The sequence below is a fragment of the Streptomyces sp. NPDC002817 genome (assembly GCF_053592055.1).
In genome coordinates, this window is sequence record NZ_JBSFUY010000005.1 from 202,861 (window position 1) to 220,860 (window position 18,000).

14 protein-coding genes are annotated in these 18,000 nt (G+C 69.5%); 5 read left to right on the forward strand and 9 right to left on the reverse strand.

Annotation, left to right across the window (positions count from 1 at the left end; genetic code table 11):
- Positions 1–124 precede the first annotated feature (124 nt).
- The 3 genes from ACWD3I_RS12395 to ACWD3I_RS12405 all read right to left on the reverse strand — a co-directional run bounded on the left by ACWD3I_RS12395 (position 125) and on the right by ACWD3I_RS12405 (position 3,965).
- Positions 125–1,177 carry a BMP family lipoprotein gene (locus ACWD3I_RS12395; protein ID WP_365392201.1) on the reverse strand — a complete coding sequence of 351 codons (1,053 nt, stop codon included), beginning with the start codon at positions 1,175–1,177 and terminating at the stop codon, positions 125–127.
- A gap of 241 nt (positions 1,178–1,418) precedes the next feature.
- Entirely contained in the window at positions 1,419–2,459 is a 1,041-nt protein-coding gene (locus ACWD3I_RS12400; RefSeq protein ID WP_365392204.1) for a BMP family lipoprotein, read from the reverse strand.
- 285 nt (positions 2,460–2,744) lie between these two features.
- Positions 2,745–3,965 carry an amidohydrolase gene (locus ACWD3I_RS12405; RefSeq protein ID WP_365392206.1) on the reverse strand — a complete coding sequence of 407 codons (1,221 nt, stop codon included), beginning with the start codon at positions 3,963–3,965 and terminating at the stop codon, positions 2,745–2,747.
- 458 nt (positions 3,966–4,423) lie between these two features.
- Between ACWD3I_RS12405 and ACWD3I_RS12410 the strand changes: the two genes are divergently transcribed.
- The gene (locus tag ACWD3I_RS12410) at positions 4,424–5,104 is read left to right on the forward strand and encodes a class I SAM-dependent DNA methyltransferase (protein WP_365392208.1); all 681 of its coding nucleotides are present in this window, start codon (positions 4,424–4,426) and stop codon (positions 5,102–5,104) included.
- Positions 5,105–5,126: 22 nt separating this feature from the next.
- Here the strand turns inward: ACWD3I_RS12410 and ACWD3I_RS12415 are convergent, their stop codons facing one another.
- The 4 genes from ACWD3I_RS12415 to ACWD3I_RS12430 form a co-directional block, all read right to left on the reverse strand.
- Positions 5,127–6,197, reverse strand: coding sequence for a hypothetical protein (locus tag ACWD3I_RS12415; protein WP_365392210.1), 1,071 nt, complete (start codon positions 6,195–6,197; stop codon positions 5,127–5,129).
- Between the two features lie 59 nt (positions 6,198–6,256).
- Positions 6,257–7,198 (reverse strand): N-acetylneuraminate synthase family protein, encoded by a 942-nt coding sequence (locus ACWD3I_RS12420; protein ID WP_307026730.1) that lies wholly within the window; start codon positions 7,196–7,198, stop codon positions 6,257–6,259.
- A gap of 14 nt (positions 7,199–7,212) precedes the next feature.
- Positions 7,213–8,514, reverse strand: coding sequence for an acylneuraminate cytidylyltransferase (locus ACWD3I_RS12425; RefSeq protein ID WP_365392213.1), 1,302 nt, complete (start codon positions 8,512–8,514; stop codon positions 7,213–7,215).
- Positions 8,515–8,678: 164 nt separating this feature from the next.
- The gene (locus ACWD3I_RS12430; RefSeq protein WP_365392215.1) at positions 8,679–10,040 is read right to left on the reverse strand and encodes a DUF6716 putative glycosyltransferase; all 1,362 of its coding nucleotides are present in this window, start codon (positions 10,038–10,040) and stop codon (positions 8,679–8,681) included.
- 198 nt (positions 10,041–10,238) lie between these two features.
- On the opposite strand from ACWD3I_RS12430, the gene ACWD3I_RS12435 reads away from it, so the two are divergent.
- The 4 genes from ACWD3I_RS12435 (at position 10,239) to ACWD3I_RS12450 (ending at position 14,012) form a co-directional block, all read left to right on the forward strand.
- Positions 10,239–11,225, forward strand: coding sequence for a glycosyltransferase family 2 protein (locus tag ACWD3I_RS12435; RefSeq protein ID WP_365392217.1), 987 nt, complete (start codon positions 10,239–10,241; stop codon positions 11,223–11,225).
- On the forward strand, positions 11,225–12,568 hold the full coding sequence (locus tag ACWD3I_RS12440; protein ID WP_365392219.1) for an alpha-2,8-polysialyltransferase family protein: 1,344 nt from the start codon (positions 11,225–11,227) through the stop codon (positions 12,566–12,568). Before ACWD3I_RS12435 ends, ACWD3I_RS12440 begins: the two co-directional genes overlap by 1 nt.
- Before the next feature lie 138 nt (positions 12,569–12,706).
- The gene (locus ACWD3I_RS12445; protein WP_365392221.1) at positions 12,707–13,684 is read left to right on the forward strand and encodes an O-methyltransferase; all 978 of its coding nucleotides are present in this window, start codon (positions 12,707–12,709) and stop codon (positions 13,682–13,684) included.
- Positions 13,685–13,703: 19 nt separating this feature from the next.
- Positions 13,704–14,012, forward strand: a complete 309-nt coding sequence (locus tag ACWD3I_RS12450) for a DUF6193 family natural product biosynthesis protein (protein WP_365392223.1) — start codon at positions 13,704–13,706, stop codon at positions 14,010–14,012.
- Between the two features lie 37 nt (positions 14,013–14,049).
- Here the strand turns inward: ACWD3I_RS12450 and ACWD3I_RS12455 are convergent, their stop codons facing one another.
- Positions 14,050–16,371 carry a glycosyltransferase gene (locus tag ACWD3I_RS12455; protein ID WP_365392225.1) on the reverse strand — a complete coding sequence of 774 codons (2,322 nt, stop codon included), beginning with the start codon at positions 16,369–16,371 and terminating at the stop codon, positions 14,050–14,052.
- Positions 16,368–17,825, reverse strand: coding sequence for a glycosyltransferase family 29 protein (locus ACWD3I_RS12460; protein ID WP_365392227.1), 1,458 nt, complete (start codon positions 17,823–17,825; stop codon positions 16,368–16,370). Before ACWD3I_RS12460 ends, ACWD3I_RS12455 begins: the two co-directional genes overlap by 4 nt.
- Positions 17,826–18,000: the final 175 nt, after the last annotated feature.

The following is an 18,000-nucleotide window of genomic DNA, read 5'->3' on the forward strand; positions in this document are numbered from 1 at the left end:
CGATCCGTTCCGAGCATTCTGCCGCGCGAACGGGGCGCGAGGAGCCATCCTCTCCGCGCCCCGTTCCGCGGCCGTAACGCTGCCATTACAGCGTTCCTTTGGCCAAGGCCTCTACCCGGAAAGGTCAGGAGGTCTTCACCTTGATGGTGCCGTCGATGATGCCCTCGCTGGCCTTCTTGACCGCGGCCTGGATGTCGGCGTTGTCCGCGAACTCCGGGTTGGAGTTCGACAGGCTCACGCCGCCGTTGGAGAGGCTGCCGCGGATGACACCGGTCTCCGGCTTACCGTCGTGGACGGACTTGGCGAGCTCGTAGACCGCGCCCTCGACGTTCTTCATGGCGGAGGTCAGGATCGAGGACTTGTACGCCTTCAGCGCGTCCTGCTTGTACTGGTCGGAGTCGACGCCGATCGCCCAGATCTTGTTGGCGTTGGCGGCCTTGATGACGCCCTGGCCGGACAGACCCGCGGCGGCGTAGACGACGTCCGCGCCGTCGTCGATCTGACCCTCGGCGGCGCTCTCACCCTTGTCGGGGCTGGAGAAGCCACCCTCGGCGGCGGTCTCGGTCAGGTACTGCGACTTGACCGTGACACCCTTCTTGGTGTCCTGGACGCCCTGCTTGAAGCCGGCCTCGAACTTGTGGATCAGCGGGACGTCCACGCCACCGATGAAGCCGACGGTGTTCGACTTGGTGGACAGGGCGGCCGCGACACCGGCCAGGTAGGAGGCCTGCTCCTCGGAGAAGACGAGGTCGGCGACGTTGTCGGCCTTGGTCTGCTCGTCGTCGACGATGCCGAAGGTGGTGTCCGGGTACTTGCCCGAGACCTCCTTGACGGCCGGCGCGTAGGCGTAGCCGACGCCGATGACCGGGTTGTAGCCCTGCTTGGCGAGGTTCTCCAGGCGCTGGACCTTGTCCGCGTCCGACTCGCCGTCCTGCGGCTCGATGGCCGTGGACTTGTAGCCGAACTCCTTGTCGGCCTTGTCCAGGCCGGCGGTCGCGGCGTCGTTGAAGGACTGGTCACCCTTGCCACCGACGTCGTACGCGAGCGCGAGGCCCAGGTTCTTGTCACTGCTGGAGGAAGAGGACGAGGAGGTGGACGAGCTTCCGCAAGCGGAAACGGTCACGGCAAGAGCTGCGGTTGCAACGCCTGCAACCGCGATACGGGACACCCGGCGCATGGAACGAGACTCCTTTGTACAAGCGCCCAAACCAGGCGCTGGTTCCGCCGCAGCGTAACGCGCGTAGACCAGACGGAAAACCCCTTCTGTCCGGTCCGTTATCGAGCTGTGGCCACAGTTGGTGGACAGACTACGGACAGCAGTACGCCCCTTGCGGGAGGCAAGGGGCGTACGAGCTGCAACGCTGCCCGGGCGGGCGTACGAAGGGGCCTTTCGGCCCTGCTTCGGGCGGCGGTTCCGGTTACGAGGTCTTGACCGTCACCTTGCCGTCGATGATGTCCTGCTTGGCCGCGTCGACCGCCGCGACGACATCCGTCATGGCCTTGTACTTCGGGTTGGAGTCGGCGAAGCCCACGCCGCCGGACTTCAGGTCGCCGCGGACGACACCGGTGAGCGGCTTGCCCTCGTAGACCGACTTGGCGAGCTCGTAGACCGCGCCGCCGACGTTCTTCAGCGCCGAGCCGAGGATGTAGTCCTTGTAGCCCTTCAGCGCGGACTGGTTGTACTGGTCGGAGTCGACACCGATCGCCCAGATCTTCTTGGCGGCAGCCTCGGAGATCACACCCTGACCGGAGAGACCGGCGGCGTGGTAGATGACGTCGGCGCCCTTCTCGATCTGGCCGCTGGCCGCCTCCTTGCCCTTGTCCGGGCTGGAGAAGCCGCCCTCGGCAGGGGTCTCCGTCAGGTACTGCGACTCGATCTTGATGCTCGGGTCGACGGACTTGACGCCCTGCTCGAAGCCGGCGCCGAACTTGTGGATCAGCGGGATGTCCACGCCGCCGATGAAGCCGACGTGCTTGACCTTGGAGGCCTTGGCGGCGGCGACGCCCGCGAGGTAGGAGGCCTGCTCCTCGGAGAAGACCATGTCGGCCACGTTGGCGGCCTTGACCTGCTCGTCGTCGATGATCCCGAACGTGGTCTTCGGGAACTTGGCGGCGACCTCCTTGACGGCCGGCGCGTAGATGTAGCCCACGCCGATCACCGGGTTGTAGCCGGCCTTGGCGAGCTCCGTCAGACGCTGGACCTTGTCCGCCTCCGACTCGCCGTCGCTCGGCTGGACGTCCCGGCCGCCCATCTTGAATTCCTTGTCGGCCTGCTCGAAGCCGGCGTAGGCGGCGTCGTTGAACGACTGGTCGCCACGGCCGCCGATGTCGTACGCCAGGCCGATGCCCTTGCCCGAGTACTTGCCGGACGAGGACGACTTGGACGCGTCGTCACTGCCGGCCTTCGTGCTGGACTCGCCACAGCCGACGGCCGCGAGCGCGATGACCGAAACGGCCACCACTGCTTGGGAGAACCTGGTCCTCCGAGATATGGAACGCACAGCAAGCACCCCTTCATCCCACGGCCCGTCGAACGGCCCGCTTCCCCAATGCGCCGCCGATGGTGGCCATTTCGGCGCACAGTAACGCGCGTAGACGAGGAGGGGAACGGGGTTCCTCGTGGCCGTTATCGAACCGTGCCGACATCGGGTTACGTTCGCCGCCCGCCGGTTACACCCGGGTGACACAAGGGGACGAAGGGGCGCCAAACCGGCCACCCCTTCACAAGATCTTCTTCGGACCTTTCAGGAAACCCCATCGAGCAGCGCGGCGGCGGTGAACAGCTCCACGCCCGCCGTGATCGCCGACTCGTCGGCATCGAAGTCACCCTGGTGGAGATCCCGTACGGTCCGCTCCCCCGGGGTGCGGACACCGAGCCTGGCCATGGCTCCCGGCACATGCTCCAGATACCAGGAGAAGTCCTCGCCACCGAGGCTCTGCTCGGTGCCCTCGACCGAGGCGGCACCGCGACGGGCGGTCATGGCGTCCCGCAACAGATCGGTGACGGCCGGGTCGTTGACCACGGGCGGCACACCGCGCACGTAGTTGATCTCCGACTTGGCGCGGTGCAGGTTGGCGACCTCGTCGATCGCGGCGACCACGACGTCGGGTGCCTGGCGCCAGGCCTCGATGTCCAGGCAGCGCACGGTGCCGGAGAGCTCGGCGTGCTGCGGGATGACGTTGGGCGCGTGCCCGGACTCGATCCGTCCCCAGGTCACGGCGAGCCCGGCACGGGTGTCGATCCGCCGGGCGACGATGGCGGGCACGTCGACGACGACACGCGCGGCCGCGGTCACCAGGTCCGTCGTCAGATGAGGCCGCGCGGTGTGGCCGCCGGGTCCGCCGAGGGAGATCTCCAGCCGGTCGCACGCGGAGGTGATGGCACCGGCCCGCAGCCCGATCCGCCCGGCGTCCACCCGCGGGTCGCAGTGCACGGCGATGATCCGCCCGACGCCTTCCAGCACCCCGCACTCGATGGCATCGGCGGCGCCACCGGGCAGCACTTCCTCGGCGGGCTGGAAGACCAGCCGCACGGGCCGCGGCAGCAGCCCCTGCCGATGCAGATCGGCCAGCACGAGGCCGGCCCCGAGCACGACCGTCGTATGCACGTCATGCCCACAGGCATGAGCCCGGTCCGGCACGGTCGAGCGATACGAGCAGTCACTCTTCGTGTCCGGAATCGGCAGCGCGTCGATGTCGGCCCGCAGCGCGAGCGCGGGACGCCCACCACTCCAGTCCCCGATGTCACAGACGAGTCCGGTACCCACCGCGAGCACACGCGGCCGCAACCCGGCCTTCTCGAGCCGCGCCTTGATGGCGGCGGTCGTACGGAACTCCTGGTTGCCGAGCTCCGGGTGCATGTGCAAGTCACGCCGGAACGCGACAAGTTCGGCACGCAGCGACTCCGGCAGCGTGCCGGGAAGCGGAGCTTCCGCGGGAAGATCGGCCTCGGACTCTAGGGACATCAATTGCTTCACCCTCTGAAGGGTAGGACGCCGGGCCGACCAACTGCCCCTCGATCAACAAAAGTTCAACCCGTTAGGGGAAGAAAATCCGGCCGCTCGACGCATACGTATCGACTGGGATGGGTAAACTCGCCCGACTTTCCGGCCGAGTGGATCATGAAATCCCCGGAGAGAGACCCGGCCGAAGACATCCGGCCACATCCGTCACTCATCCACTCTTCCCTCCACGGATACCACGCGCGGTGCCGCCCCGTCGGCTCTGTTCACCTGTCGGGACCGCGCCGCCCCGCAAATCCACCCTGCCTCCACTGAGACGCTTGTTCCGGTCCCGGAATCATCACCGCCGAGCGACGTTTCCGCCACGCGGAGCGACCACCCGAAGGAACCACCCCGGGGGCGGGCGGGCACGTGGACCAACCACCCCCGAGCCAGGTGCGCTCACGGTCTAGGGTGCCCCCGTGACCCCCGCGAACCCCGGCCCGCCGCCCTTCATACCGGCCACCCGAACCTCGTACGACACCATCGCCGACGCCTACGACAAGGAGTTCCCCGCGGACGGTCTCGCCGCCCTCACCGTGGAGCGTGCTCTCTTCGGTGCCTACGCCGAGCTCGTGCGGGCGAGCGGCACAACCGCCCCCGTGGCCGACCTCGGCAGTGGTCCCGGACATGTCACCGCCCATCTGCACGCGCTCGGCCTGCCCGTCTTCGGCGTCGACGTCTCGCCCCGGATGGTGGAGCTGGCCCGGCGGAACCATCCCGGCCTGCGGTTTCACGTGGGTTCGATGACGTCACTTGATCTGCCGGACGCGACGCTGGGCGGGATCACCGCCCTGTACTCGATCATCCACGTCCCGGACGGGCACCTGCCCGCGACGCTCGCCGAGTTCCGCCGGGTCCTGGTGCCCGGCGGACACGTGCTCCTCGCCTTCCAGGCCGGGGCGGAGGAGGACACCGAACACCTGCACCTCACCGAGCGCTTCGGACACGAGATCTCGCTCGACTACTACTGGCGCGACCCGGACGCCGTGGCCGAGCAACTCGGCAGGGCGGGCCTGCGCCTGCACACCCGGGTGCTGCGCGAGCCGCAGGAGGGCGAGGTACGCCCGCGCGTCTTTCTCCTCGCGCGCAAGGACGGTTAGGGGCGCCGAACACGCCCCGTCCTCACACCGCCGCGACCACCGACGACAGCCGGTGCACATCCCGCGCCGTCCCCGTCACCCCCGACAGGAACCCCTGCGCCCGGGGTGAGGCGTTCTCCGCCAGCCAGCTCGGGTCGATGTCGCAGACCGAGACCCGCACGTCGGTGCCGACCAGGGCCAGGGGAAGGGTGTGGACGACCGTCGAGGGGAAGCTCAGGATGGTGCGGCCGATCGGGCCCCGGCGGGCGATCAGTTCCAGGGGGAGATCCGGGCGGACTATTTCCAGACCGGTCTCGACCGCCAGGCGGTGGAGTTTCTCCGTGCTCTCGCGGCGGTGGGCGAAGTAGCGGGTGGTGCCGTGGGCCTTGGCGAGGGTGCGGACCGCCTCCAGGTACCGCTCGCCGTCCACCACTCCCGTCTCCACCAGAGACGTGCCCACCATGTCGGCGCCCTTGGTGATGCGGGGCGGGCCGAAGCGGGCGCGGGTCCAGGCGAAGGTGTTGGCCGAGACCGTCACCCCCGCCGGGGTCTCCTCCATCGGCATCGACGAGAAGATCTGCACCCGCCGGCGCTCGCTCGGGGTCAGCCGCTTGCGGGCCGAGGCCGACACCGGAGCGAAGATCAGGTCCCGCGGACCCGGGCGGCCGCCCTTGCGGTGCCAGCGGACCAGCCTTTCCCCACGGGCGAGTTGGGCCACGAACTCCATCGTGGCCGTGCCGTCGTCGACGACGACCAGCTCGGCCGCGCGTGTGATGGTCAGCAGGAGTTGTACGTAGCGGGAGAACGGGTCGCCGAGGACGACCCGGTCCGCCCTGCGGAGCGTGCCCGCCAGGCCGCCGATGGTCTGGAAGGGGGCCGCGGGGCCGCCCCGGGCCTCCTCCCAGCGGACCGCGTGCCCCTCGTCGCGGGCCAGCTCGGCCATCCGGCGGAGCTGGCCGCGGGTCATGGGGTCGGTCGGGGACAGCACGACGAGGGTGAGCCCCGCGCCGGGTGCGTGGGCGTGCGCCCACTCCAGCACGTTCAGGAGCTGTACCGGGCTCTCGACGAACGCGAGAGTGGAGTTGCTGCCGGCTGATCCGGCGCGGCGGCTCATCGACGTACGACCGTCCCCTAAGTGATTCGACTCAGAACTTCAGCCTCGGAACTTCGGCCTCAGACCGAGACCGGCTCGCCCGCGGCGGCGGCGATCTCCGCCTCGGCGACGACGCCCGAGACACGGCGGAGCTTCTTCATCGGGCCGAGCTCGGAGTCGTAGACCTTCTTGACGCCGTCGCCGAGGGAGGCCTCGATGGTGCGGATGTCGCGGACCAGGCGGGTCAGGCCCTGGGGCTCGACGGAGGCGGCCTGGTCGGAGCCCCACATCGCGCGGTCGAGGGTGATGTGGCGCTCGATGAACGTGGCGCCGAGGGCGACCGCCGCGAGGGTGGTCTGCAGGCCCGTCTCGTGGCCGGAGTAGCCGATCGGGACGTTCGGGTACTCCTCCTGGAGCGTGTTGATGACGCGGAGGTTGAGCTCCTCGGCCTTCGCCGGGTACGTCGACGTGGCGTGGCAGAGCAGGATGTTGTCCGAGCCGAGGACCTCGACCGCGTGGCGGATCTGCTTCGGGGTGGACATGCCGGACGAGAGGATCACCGTGCGGCCGGTGGCGCGCAGCTCGCGCAGGAGCTCGTCGTCCGTCAGGGAGGCCGAGGCCACCTTGTGGGCCGGCACGTCGAACTTCTCCAGGAAGGCGACGGCCTCGTTGTCCCACGGAGAGGCGAACCAGGCGATGTTCCTGCTCTTGCAGTACTCGTCGATCTGGCGGTACTCGTCCTCGCCGAACTCCACGCGGTGGCGGTAGTCGATGTAGGTCATCCGGCCCCAGGGGGTGTCGCGCTCGATGTCCCACTGGTCGCGCGGGGTGCAGATCTCGGGGGTGCGCTTCTGGAACTTCACGGCGTCGCAGCCGGCTTCGGCGGCCACGTCGATGAGCTTGAAGGCGTTCTCCAGGTCACCGTTGTGGTTGATGCCGATCTCGCCGCAGATGTAGACGGGCTGGCCGGGGCCGGCGAGACGCTCGGAACCGAAGGAGCGGAGGCGGGAGTTGGTGCTCATGGCAGGCTGATTCCTTACTTGGTGAGGGAGTCGAGAGAGGGGCCGAGGATCCAGCTGGCGATCTCTCGGATCGCGCCGTCGCCACCGGGGACGGTGGTGACCGCACGGGCGGCGCCGCGTACCACGTCGTGGGCGCTCGCGACCGCCACGGGCCAGCCCACGAGGGCGAAGCACGGGAGGTCGTTGACGTCGTTGCCGACGTAGAGCACGCGCTCGGGCGCGATGCCCTGCTCCTCGCACCACTGCTTGAGTGCGAGGTCCTTCCGGTCGATGCCGTGCAGGACCGGGAGCCTGAGCTTCCGGGCCCGGGCGGCGACGACCGGGTTCTGCTCCGTGGAGAGGATCAGCATGTTCAGGCCGCTGTTGCGCAGGGCCGCGATGCCGAGGCCGTCTCCGCGGTGCACGGAGACGAACTCCTTTCCATCGGCGTCGATCAGCACCCGGTCATCGGTCTGGGTGCCGTCGAAGTCCAGTACGACCGCGTCGATGTCGTCGGCGGTCGGCAGCGAACCGATGGGGGTCCCCCCGCTCGAGCGAAGCCGAGAGTGGGGGAGGTCCGCGTCGAACAGGGGGGCGAGCGCGCGCGCCCTGGCGAGGTCGTGCGGGTCGTCGATCTCCAGCACGCGTGCGGCGTCGGTGCGGACGAGCTCCGTACGGCCGAAGAAGCGGTGCTGGTGCTTGCGGAAGCCGGCCGCGTCCATCGCGTAGGCGGCGCCGGTCTCCAGGAGGTCCTGGGGACGGTCCTGGCGGCGAGGGCGGTAGGACTTGTCGTGGTTGACGCCGTAGCCGCCGCCGACCGCCGCGTCGGCCTCCGCGGCCGTGCCCGCGGCGACCTCGTCCTCGGCGTCCCGCCACACGAAGCCGTGGAAGGGCGCGACGGTCACGGCGGTGTCGGCGCCGTTCTCGACGACCGCGCCCGCCACTCCGTCGATGTCCTCGCGGACCAGGAACGGGCTGGTGCACTGCACGAACACCACCACGTCGACCGCCGCGCCGTGCAGCGCCTCGTGGGCGTCCATGGCGTGCAGCACGGCGGCCTCGGAGGTCGCCGTGTCCCCGGCGATCGCGGCGGGCCGCAGCACGACCTCGGCGCCGGCCTCGCGGGCCGCGGCGGCGATGCCCTGGTCGTCGGTGGAGACGACCACGTCCGTCACCAGCCGGGTGGCAAGGCACTCACGCACCGCACGGGAGACCAGCGGCACGCCCCCGACGGGGGCGAGGTTCTTCGCGGGCACACCCTTGGAGCCGCCGCGCGCGGGGATCACCGCGAGCACGCGGCGCACGGAAACGCCTTGGCCCGCTTGCGGGTTGGACATGGGTTGCACTCCTTGCGCAGAGTTCACGGAGGTAGGGAGGGGGCCGGCGGAGTCGCCCCCCAGGGGCGCGGGGCTGTGTCGATTTGCGGCTCCGCCGCGGGGCGCGACCAGCCCCGGCGGCGCAGCAGCCGCCGGACGACCCGAAGAGGCACCCTGGGAGGCGCTCACAGCTCCCCCATCCGCCGGATGACAGGCGCCACCCGCTGCACCCCGTGCCGATACGCCCCCCGAGCGGCCCGCCGCACGATCTGCCGAACCGGCCCGGGCTCCCTGTCGTGCGCGGGCGCGCCCGGCAGCGGACTCCCGTCGGGGCCGAGGTGGTGGCGGGCGAGGATGCCGGGCAGGTAACCGGGAGCCGTGGCCGGTGTGTAGTACGGGGTCAGCGGGGCCAACCCCCCGGGACGGGCCAGCAGTTTGGCGATCCGCTCCCGCGCCGCGTCGAAGGCGGTCTCGTACGAGCCGTCCGCCACCACGCCCTGCCGGGCCACCCACTCCGGGTCCGCCGCCGGCCGGTGTCCGGCGTCCAGCTGGTCCCAGGAGGCGAGGCAGCCGGAGCCGACGAAGTGGTGGTTGCCGAGGACCTCGCGTACCCCGAGGTCGGTCAGGACGACCGTCGGGATACGGCGGTGCAGGGACTCGAGCGCGGCCGTGGAGCTGATCGTGACCAGCAGGTCGGTGCGGTCGAGGACCTCGCCCATGTTCCCGTACACCAGACGGAAGTTGGCCGGCGGATCAAGCCGCTGGACCAGCTTCTGGTAGGGCTGCTCCTCGATGTGCGTGGTGTGTTCGCCCGGCTTGGAGCGCAGCTTCAGCAGCACCTCGCGCTCGGGGTGCAGCCTGGCGTGCCGGATCAGCCGGTTCAGCAGGTACGTACGGTCCTTCCGGCTGTCCGGGACGGAGGGCTGCACGGCGAACACCACGGTGTACGGGCGGCGTTCGGCCGGGAGTCCGGGGGTTGTCCCCCGGGACGATGCAGCGCCCTCGTAGGCGGCCCCGCCGAGGAACGGCAGCGCCACCTCCGTGACCGCCGAGGCGTCGGCGCCCACCCCTTCGTACACGGCCCGGAAACGGTCCGCGTCCTGGCGGGAGTTGGCGAGGACCAGGTCGGCGCCGTGGCGCAGGAGGAGGCCGTCGGCGAGCTTCTCGTAGACGACACCGACGTAGCCGGTGACGACGACGGGACGCTTCTCGCGGCCCTCCCACACCCGCTTGAGGCCGTGCAGCACGGCCTGGACGCCGCCGCCGACGAGGGCGATGACGACCACGTCGTACTCCTCCTCGGCCATGGCGCGCAGGAACTCGACGGCCGTGACCTCCCGCAGCGAGTCGGCGTGCACGCCGACCTCCGCCAGCTGGCGCGGGGTGGGGGTGGCGCGACCGCGCAGCAGGAATCCGCTCAGGGCGAGGGGCCCTTGCGCATCCTCGCGCGGGGCGATGCGATGAGATGTGAGGGCACCCCATTTCCAGCGGGTGTCCGAGTCCGCTAGGACCGCGATTCGCGTCGGCTTCGTTGTACTTGCTGGCACGTCCAAGACGCTAGGAAGCAATTCCCAGTAATGGCCCAACCTCGAATCAACGAAAAGTTAACAACAGCCCACCGAGAGCCGAACTGGCCCGCCGAAGTCCGGGAAGTACAGGGGATGCACCGTTCCGACACATTGAGTTCACCCCCCGTACGATCACCGTCCAGTTCCCCTGCCGGGCGGCCTTCTAGCGTTTCGCAGGTGCCAAAGCTTTCCGTGATCGTGCCGTTCTACAACGTGCAGCAATACGCCCCGGACACCCTCAGAACTCTGCGGCTCAACGCCCGGAGCGACTTCGAGTTCATCCTGGTCGACGACAAATCCAAGGATGAAACACCCGCCATTCTCGAACGGGCGGCCGAGTCGCTTTCGGATGTCGCGCAGGTGAGATATATCCGCCATGAGGAGAACGGAGGTCTCGCCACCGCCCGCAACACCGGACTGGACGCGGCGACGGGCGAGTACCTCACCTTCCTCGACGGCGACGACTGGCTCGCGCCGGGCTATCTCGCCGAGCTGGTGGCGGCCATCGAGGACCTGGGCTGCGACTTCATCCGCACCGACCATGTCCAGGCGACCGCCCGCGCCCGGTCCGTCCACCGGGCGCCGGTGGGCCCGCGTGGGGAGGTGCTGAACCCCCGCGAGGCGATCCTGCCCGCCGACCGGACGACCTCCGTCGACTACGCGTACGCGTGGGCCGGTGCCTACCACCGCCGGCTCCTGGACAAGGGCCTGCTGCACTTCACCGACGGGCTGCGCACGGCCGAGGACCGGCCGTGGATCTGGAAGCTGCACCGCGAGGCGGAGTCGTTCGCCGTGGTGAGCCTGCTCGGCGTGTTCTACCGGCGTGGAGTGGCCTCCTCGCTCACCCAGATCGGCGACGCCCGCCAGCTGGACTTCATCCGCGCCTTCGACCAGGTCATCGAGGAGACGGCGACGGACCGGGACGCCGACCGGCTGCTCCCGAAGGCGGTGCGCACCTACTGCGCGATCATCGCCCACCACCTCTCCGACGAGGCCAAGTGGGAGCCGGGCGTGGCCAAGCAGCTCCAGGCGATGAGCGCGGCGGCCATAAAGCGGATGCCGCAGGACGCCCTCGGCGACGTACTCGACACGATGGACCTGCGCCGCTCGTCCAGGCTGCGGCGGCTGCGGCGCCGGGTCACCACAGCGAAGGCGGCTGCCTGATGTCCCCCCACCCCCGTCGTACGACGCAGATCTTCTGCGCCTCCACGCTGTACGGGGCGGCCACCCTGGCCGCCGCGATCGACTCCGACCTCTTCGAGGAGGCGGAGCGGCGGGTGCTGCTGGTGTTCAACAACTCGGCGAACCCGGAGACCACTCTGGCGGTCGACGCGATGCCGGGCTTCGAGCCGCTGCGCGACCACTTCGACGACGTGCTGTCGTGGAACGAGGCCATCCGCCCCTTCCACCCCGGCTCCTGGACTCCGCGCGCCGACGACATCCCGCTCTTCGAGCGCTATCTGCGGCTGCTCTGGGGCCTCGGTGACGACCGCGTCGAGCTGGTCCTGGAGTCCATCCAGGTCACCCCCGCGCTCACCGTGGCCCAGCTGTTCACGGGCGCCCCCGTGCATGTCTACGCGGACGGCCTGATGAGCTACGGCCCCACCCGCAACAAGCTCGATCCGCTGGTCGGCACGCGCGTGCGCCGGCTGCTCCACCTGGACCTGGTACCGGGCCTCACGCCGATGCTGCTGACCGAGTTCGAGGTGCCCGGGCAGGTCGTGCCGACGGGCGCGTTCCTGAAGGTGCTGAGCGAACTCGGCGAGGCCGTACCGGAGTTGCCCGAGCTGCCGGAGAACTCGGCGCTGCTCCTCGGGCAGTATCTGTCCGCGCTGAACATCCTCTCCGTCAAGGAGGAGGAGGACCTGCACGTACGGATGATGCGCGGCGCGGTCGAGCGCGGGCATCGCAGCATCGTCTTCAAGCCGCATCCCACCGCGCCGGCCCGCTTCAGCCGCGTCCTGGAGACCGAGGCCGGGAAGCTGGGCATCGACCTGACCGTCCTGGACACCCCCGTCCTCGCCGAGGTGCTGTTCGAGAAGGCCCGGCCCGGGCTGGTCGTGGGCTGCTTCTCGACGGCGCTGTTCACGGCGTCCGTCTTCTACGACCTTCCCGTCGCCCGCATCGGCACCGAGCCGCTCCTGGACCGGCTCACGCCGTACCAGAACAGCAACCGGGTCCCGGCGGTGCTGGCCGACGCGGTGCTGGCGGACCTGGAGTCCCGCAAGGGCGAGGACGCCGTGCCCGACGAGGATCTGAACGGTCTGGTCACCGCGGTCGGCTTCACCATGCAGCCGCAGATGCACGCGGGGCTGCGTCCGGCCGCCGAGCGCTACCTCTCGCAGCACTTCGGCCCGCGCACCCAGCGCTACTTCAAGCGCAAGCGCCTGACCTCGCTGGGTCTGCCCGGCGGCATCCCGGAGCGGCTGTCGTTCCTCCCGCGCAACTCCACCGCACGTCGCGTGGTCCGGCGGGCCAAGGCGTTGCGGAAGGCCGTGAAGCGCTGAGCGAATGAGGGATGAACTCCCTGGAAAGGCCGTGGAAATACAGCCCAACCATCGAGCTACTCCATTGATTCAATGGTGAAGCGGTGTCCGGGTCCCTAGGATCACGGGCACCGCCTATCCGAATCCCGTGAGGCACTCATGACGAAGCTCGGCCGGCTCTACTCGCTCTTCGACAGCGTGACCCTGCCGGAGAACCTGCCCTACACCCAGTGCAGCAACTGGGAGTTGCAGTTCCTGTACCTGGTGGGCCGGCACCACCTCACGGGCCGGGACCGGATCGTCGAACTGGGCTCGGGGGGCGGCGGATCGACGTACGCGCTCGCGCTCGGCCTGAGCGAGAGCCCCGTGTTCGACCGGAAGAGCGGGCGGCTGCACGCGTACGACTTCTTCCGGGTCGGCAAGGGCACGTTCGCCTCGGAGAGGTTCTTCGACTCCGGGCACAAGCCGGCGGACGACAACTCCTTCCTGGACGACTTCAAGGGGCGCCTGGGGCCCTTCCTGCCCTTCCTGGAGATCCACGCCGGTGACCTGTGGCAGACCTCGGACCCCGAGGACACCAGCCCCGTGGAGTTCCTGCACATCGACATAGCCAAGACGGCCCGGGTGTTCCGGTGTGTGTCGCAGCGGTTCCTGAGCCGGATGCGGCCCGGGACGGTCGTCCTGCACCAGGACTTCGCCGGGCCCCGGCTGCCGTGGCTGCACCACAGCACCGGCGCGCTGCTGCCGTACATCGAGATCGCCGGTCCGCCGATCCGCTCCACCCTCGCCTTCGAGGTGACGAAGCCGATCCCCGCGGACGTCCTCGAGCGGATCACCGAGGACGACTACACCGTCGACGAGAAGCTCGCCCTGATCTCCGCCGTCCAGGAGAAGATCGACCGCGACCACACCGGCGGCATTCCCTTCAAGTCCGTCCTTGAGCTGTCCAAGGCGTATGTCGCCCACTACGACGGCCAGCACCGGCGGGCCTGGTCGATCGCCAGGCCGCTGACCTCCGACGAGTATCTGAGCCGCACCCGCGCGGACCACTTCGCACAGCTGAGGAAGGCGTACGAGAGCGAGCAGCCGAGCGGTTCGAAGCTCACCCGGCTGCTGCACAAGGCCGTCGGCCGCTGAGCTGCCGCATGATGGGTCCATGGACACGGACGCGGCGATAGAGGCGGGCTGGCAGAAGGCGCGGGACGACGGGCGCGTACGGCCGGAGTTGCTGGACCTGGCCTACGCGGATCCCCGTCTGCGGCGCCGGTTCCCCTGGGTCGGGATGGGGGAGCTGCACTTCAGCCGCACCGCAGAGCAGCCGTGGACCTGGGACATCCCCTTCGTCCTGTCCGAGTACGGGGGCACCTACTTCGTCATGGGCCCGTCCCGGCAGGAGTCGTTCGGCCGGGTGTCGACGGCACGGGAGGCCATCGACCTGGTGCTGGAGCACCTGCCGGACGAGTGAGGTGCGGGCCCCCTGTGCCGTGGGGGCCCGCCGTCTCTCAACTCCCCAGGATCACCCGGAGGTCGGCCGCGTTGGCCTCGGTGACCTTCCACAGCTCCTGCTGGCGGCCGTGGACGTCGGCGACCGTCTTGGCGTGGTCCGCGAGCAGGTCGCTCGCGCGCTCGACCAGACGGGCCGCGAGGTGGCGGTCGTGGACCGAGACGCCCCACTCCGGGCGCTCGATGTCCCGCAGGAAGTACGCCATCTTCGGGTGCGAGATCAGGCTGATGACGGGCGTGCCGACACCGAAGGGGATCATCCCGGCGTGGCCGCGCATGCCGATCACCAGTTTGGTGCGGGCGTACAGCTCGCGGATCTGGTCGTTCTCGAAGTCGTACATCGGGATGACCGGCAGCGAGATGCCGTGCTCGCGGCGCAGATCGAAGGCGATCTTCTCGTCGTCGAGCGAGTGCGCCACGCACTGCACCTCGGCGAGCTTCCCCAAGTCCCGTACAGCCTCGGCCATTTGGGCGAGGAAGTAGCCGTAGTCGTGGCCGAAGCGCAGACCCGCGCGGTCGTACGCGGCGTTGACGAGGATCGTGTTCTCGCGCTGCACCGGGTCCTGCCAGCCCGCGACCAGCTGACGCATGACCGTGGTGGGACAGGGCTGGAAGCGCACCTTGTCGTGCAGGTGCGACGGCAGCATCGCGCGGACCTTCTCTATCGAGCCGTGGTTGCGCAGACCGAAGAAGGAGGAGCGCTCGACCAGTTGGAGGAGCGAGTCGCGGAAGCGGTTCGCCCGGTACGACTGGCCGTCGAAGGCGTTGAAGCCCACGGCGAAGACCGCGATCGGCACGTCGATACGGTTCAGGAGCTCGTCCGGGACGTTCCACTGCCAGGCGCTGTTGCCGTTGGGCATGGTGTCCGGGATGAAGAGTCCTCCGCCGCCGATGACCAGGCCCCGGCGGGCGTTGACGCGCTCCAGCGCGGCCTCGTCGAAGAGGCGGTGGGCGTGGACCGAGTGCCAGCGCCGCGAGGTGACGTCGGGGCCGAAGGCGAGCCGGACGGTCTCCGGGAGGAGCTTGTCGCCCGCGTTGCCCTGCCGGTCCATGTAGAAGGCGACGTGGGCGAGCTGGTCCTCGGCACTGCCCCGCTCCTGCGAGGGGACGGCACCCGCGCGCTGCGCCCACAGCCGGCTGGAGCGGTGGGTCGGGTCGACGGTGATACCGGCGGTGGCGTGCCGCAGGGACTCCGTGTTGTCGCCGTGCACCCACGCCATCTGGGCCAGTCGGGCGTACGCCGTGGCGGCCCGGTTGGGGGCGGCGGTGGCCAGCAGCAGCTGGGCCTTGGCCTCCTCGTAGCGGGAGACGCTCATCAGGGCGTGGCCGAGGACCTCGTGCGGCCAGGCCTCGTCGAGCGGGATCCGGACGCCGGACAGGACGTCGACGGCGTTCTGGTAGTCGCCGTTCGCGATGTGCGCGGCGGCGACCTTGCGGGCCACCTCGACGTCGCCGGTGCGCTGGACGTGCGGGGTGCCGAAGTGGACGACCAGGTCGTGGTGGAGGCCGCCGCTCGATGCGAGGTAGGCGGTCTGGAAGTCGGCGTCCGACAGCTCGAACTCGCGCCAGCGGTCCTCCGCCTGGCTGTACCCGGCCTCGCCGCCCTGCCAGGGCTTGTGGCGGCCGGTGAAGTGCAGGATCGCGGTGTCCTCGGGAACCGGCAGGTCTCCGGACAGCCGCCGCTTGACGAAGTTGTAGCGCGGGTCCAGGCGCACGAAGTCGCCGTCGAGGACGGCGTTGAGGATGCCCTGGTCGTGCTTGTCGAGCTCGTAGTCGCCGCTCCGGCCGCACCGGTCGAGCCTGGCGCAGAACTCGTCGCTCAGATATTCGCGCTGGATGACGAGAAGCCCCGAGTTGAGCTTGTGCTGCCCGTAGAAGAACTGCGGGACGGCCGCCAACCCCTCGCGCAGCTTGAGGAGTTCACTCAGGTCGCTCAGGACGACCATGTCGGTGTCGAGGGTGATGATCGTGTCGTACTCGCGGATCCTGAACACGTCGAGGATGAAGTACGCCTTGCGGACCAGGTAGTTGTCCTGGTCGCCCTTCTTGTACGAGTCGTAGTGCGTGTCGCCCACGCGCTTGAGGACGATCCGCGGGTGCAGGGCGCGGATCCGCGCGATCGAGCCGGGGCGCAGGTCGTCGTAGAGGACGACGAAGTCCTCGCACACGCCGGGGTTGGAGAGCGCGAGGCTGCGCAGGAGGGTCAGGAACCCGGGCAGGTAGTTCTCGTCGACGTAGGACGCGAAGGCGATGCGGCGCTTGCCGGTGAGCGCGTGGGCGTCGGTGGCGGGGGCCTGTGTCGCAGGCGGGGCAGTGGTCATCGCAGGGAGATCCTCATGTCGGTCACGCTCTGGGCCCGCTGCATGACCCATGCCTTCTCGCTGGTGTATTCGTGCACGGACGTGATCGCGAGCTTCATCGCCTCCTGGACGCGGTAGGCGCCGCTCTCGTAGAAGTCGAAGCCGATCAGGTCCAGGGTCGGGCTGACGTCCAGGAAGTCCAGCAGGTACAGCATGTTGAAGCCGGTGGTCGGGATGCCGGACCAGACGTCGGTGCCGAGCTTGCCGATGTTGCGCACGGGCCAGCGCAGCGACTCGTCGCCGAGGAAGGTCTGGGCGCCGGGGACGAGCCGGTTGCGCAGCGAGTACTTCCAGTCGCCGGAGATGCCGCCGAACACGAGCCGGGTGTCGACCTGTCGGTCCCAGTTGAAGCCGTGCTTGTGGATGGTGGCGTGGATGTCGGTGCGGCTGCCGGTGTGCTTCGGGTCGATCCTGTACGAGTTGAAGCGGACGACGAGGTCGTACGCGTCGATCTCGGCGCCCATCGAACTGGCGCCGACGCGCCCGGAGTTGGCGATCAGACAGATCGACTTGCCGGCGATCCGGTTGCGGAACTCGCCGAGGCCGATCCACTGCACCCCGCCGACGGTGGGGTCGGCGACGGGGCCGCGCATCCGGTTGCGGCGCTGCTCGGCGTAGAGGGCGAGGGCCTCGGTGAGGGAGGCGAGGTCCGTCGACTCGGTGGTGCGCAAGTCCAGGTACTGGCTGAGGAGTTCCTGCCGGTCGGCGACCGGGGCCTCCTCTGCGGCCAACGTCAGGAGCGCTCCCACGAGACGCGGCTCGGCCTCGGTCCAGTCCCCTACCGCGTGGGCGGCCAGGCCCTCGGCCCAGACGTCGGTGGCGGCACCGCGGGTGAACTCCGCGGCGCGCGGGCTCTGCCGCTTCAGCAGCGCCAGCAGCTCCCGCTCCTTGTCGCCCGCGACGCGCAGCCCGGCGATCTTGGCGCGGACGCCGAACCCGTCGTCGTCGGTGAGGGCGAGGTACTTCTCGTACGCCTCGACCGCCTCGGCCTCCTCGCCGAGCGCCTCCAGGAGCCGGGCGCGCAGCCGCCAGCCGGCGCGGGAGTTCTTGCGCTGGGCGAGGACGGTGTCGCTGATGACGAGGGCGAGGTCGAGCTCGTCGTCGTAGCCGCACTCGAGTGCCTTGTTGGCGACGGCGAGCAGCGCGTCGAGGAGCTCGTTGGGGATGGCGGAGGCCGGGGTGGCGGCTCCCTTGACGGCCCGCTTGAGCAGCGCGGTGGCGCCGCCGGCCGGGGCAGGGGCGGAGGTGGCCGTCGTGCCCCACACCACGAGCAGCTTGCGCAGCTGCTCCGCGAGTTCGACGCGGCGCCGGTCGATGCTGCCGACGACCTTCCCGCTGTGCACCGCGCAGGCGCGCAGGCAGTCGTCCAGCTCCCCTCCACGCGCCCGTGCACGTCTCTTCTGGACCGTCGTCATGGCACTCCTGTTTGTCTTCTTACCAAAGCTGAGGCGAGTTCTTGGGCTTTACCGCTTGTGTGGGGGGATTCTGAGGGAATTTAGGAAGTCAAAACGACATCCAGGTGAACTCACCGGGACCGTGCGGCCAATCGTTGGATCGCCGGCCAAGACATCCCTGTGATTCGGACTAATG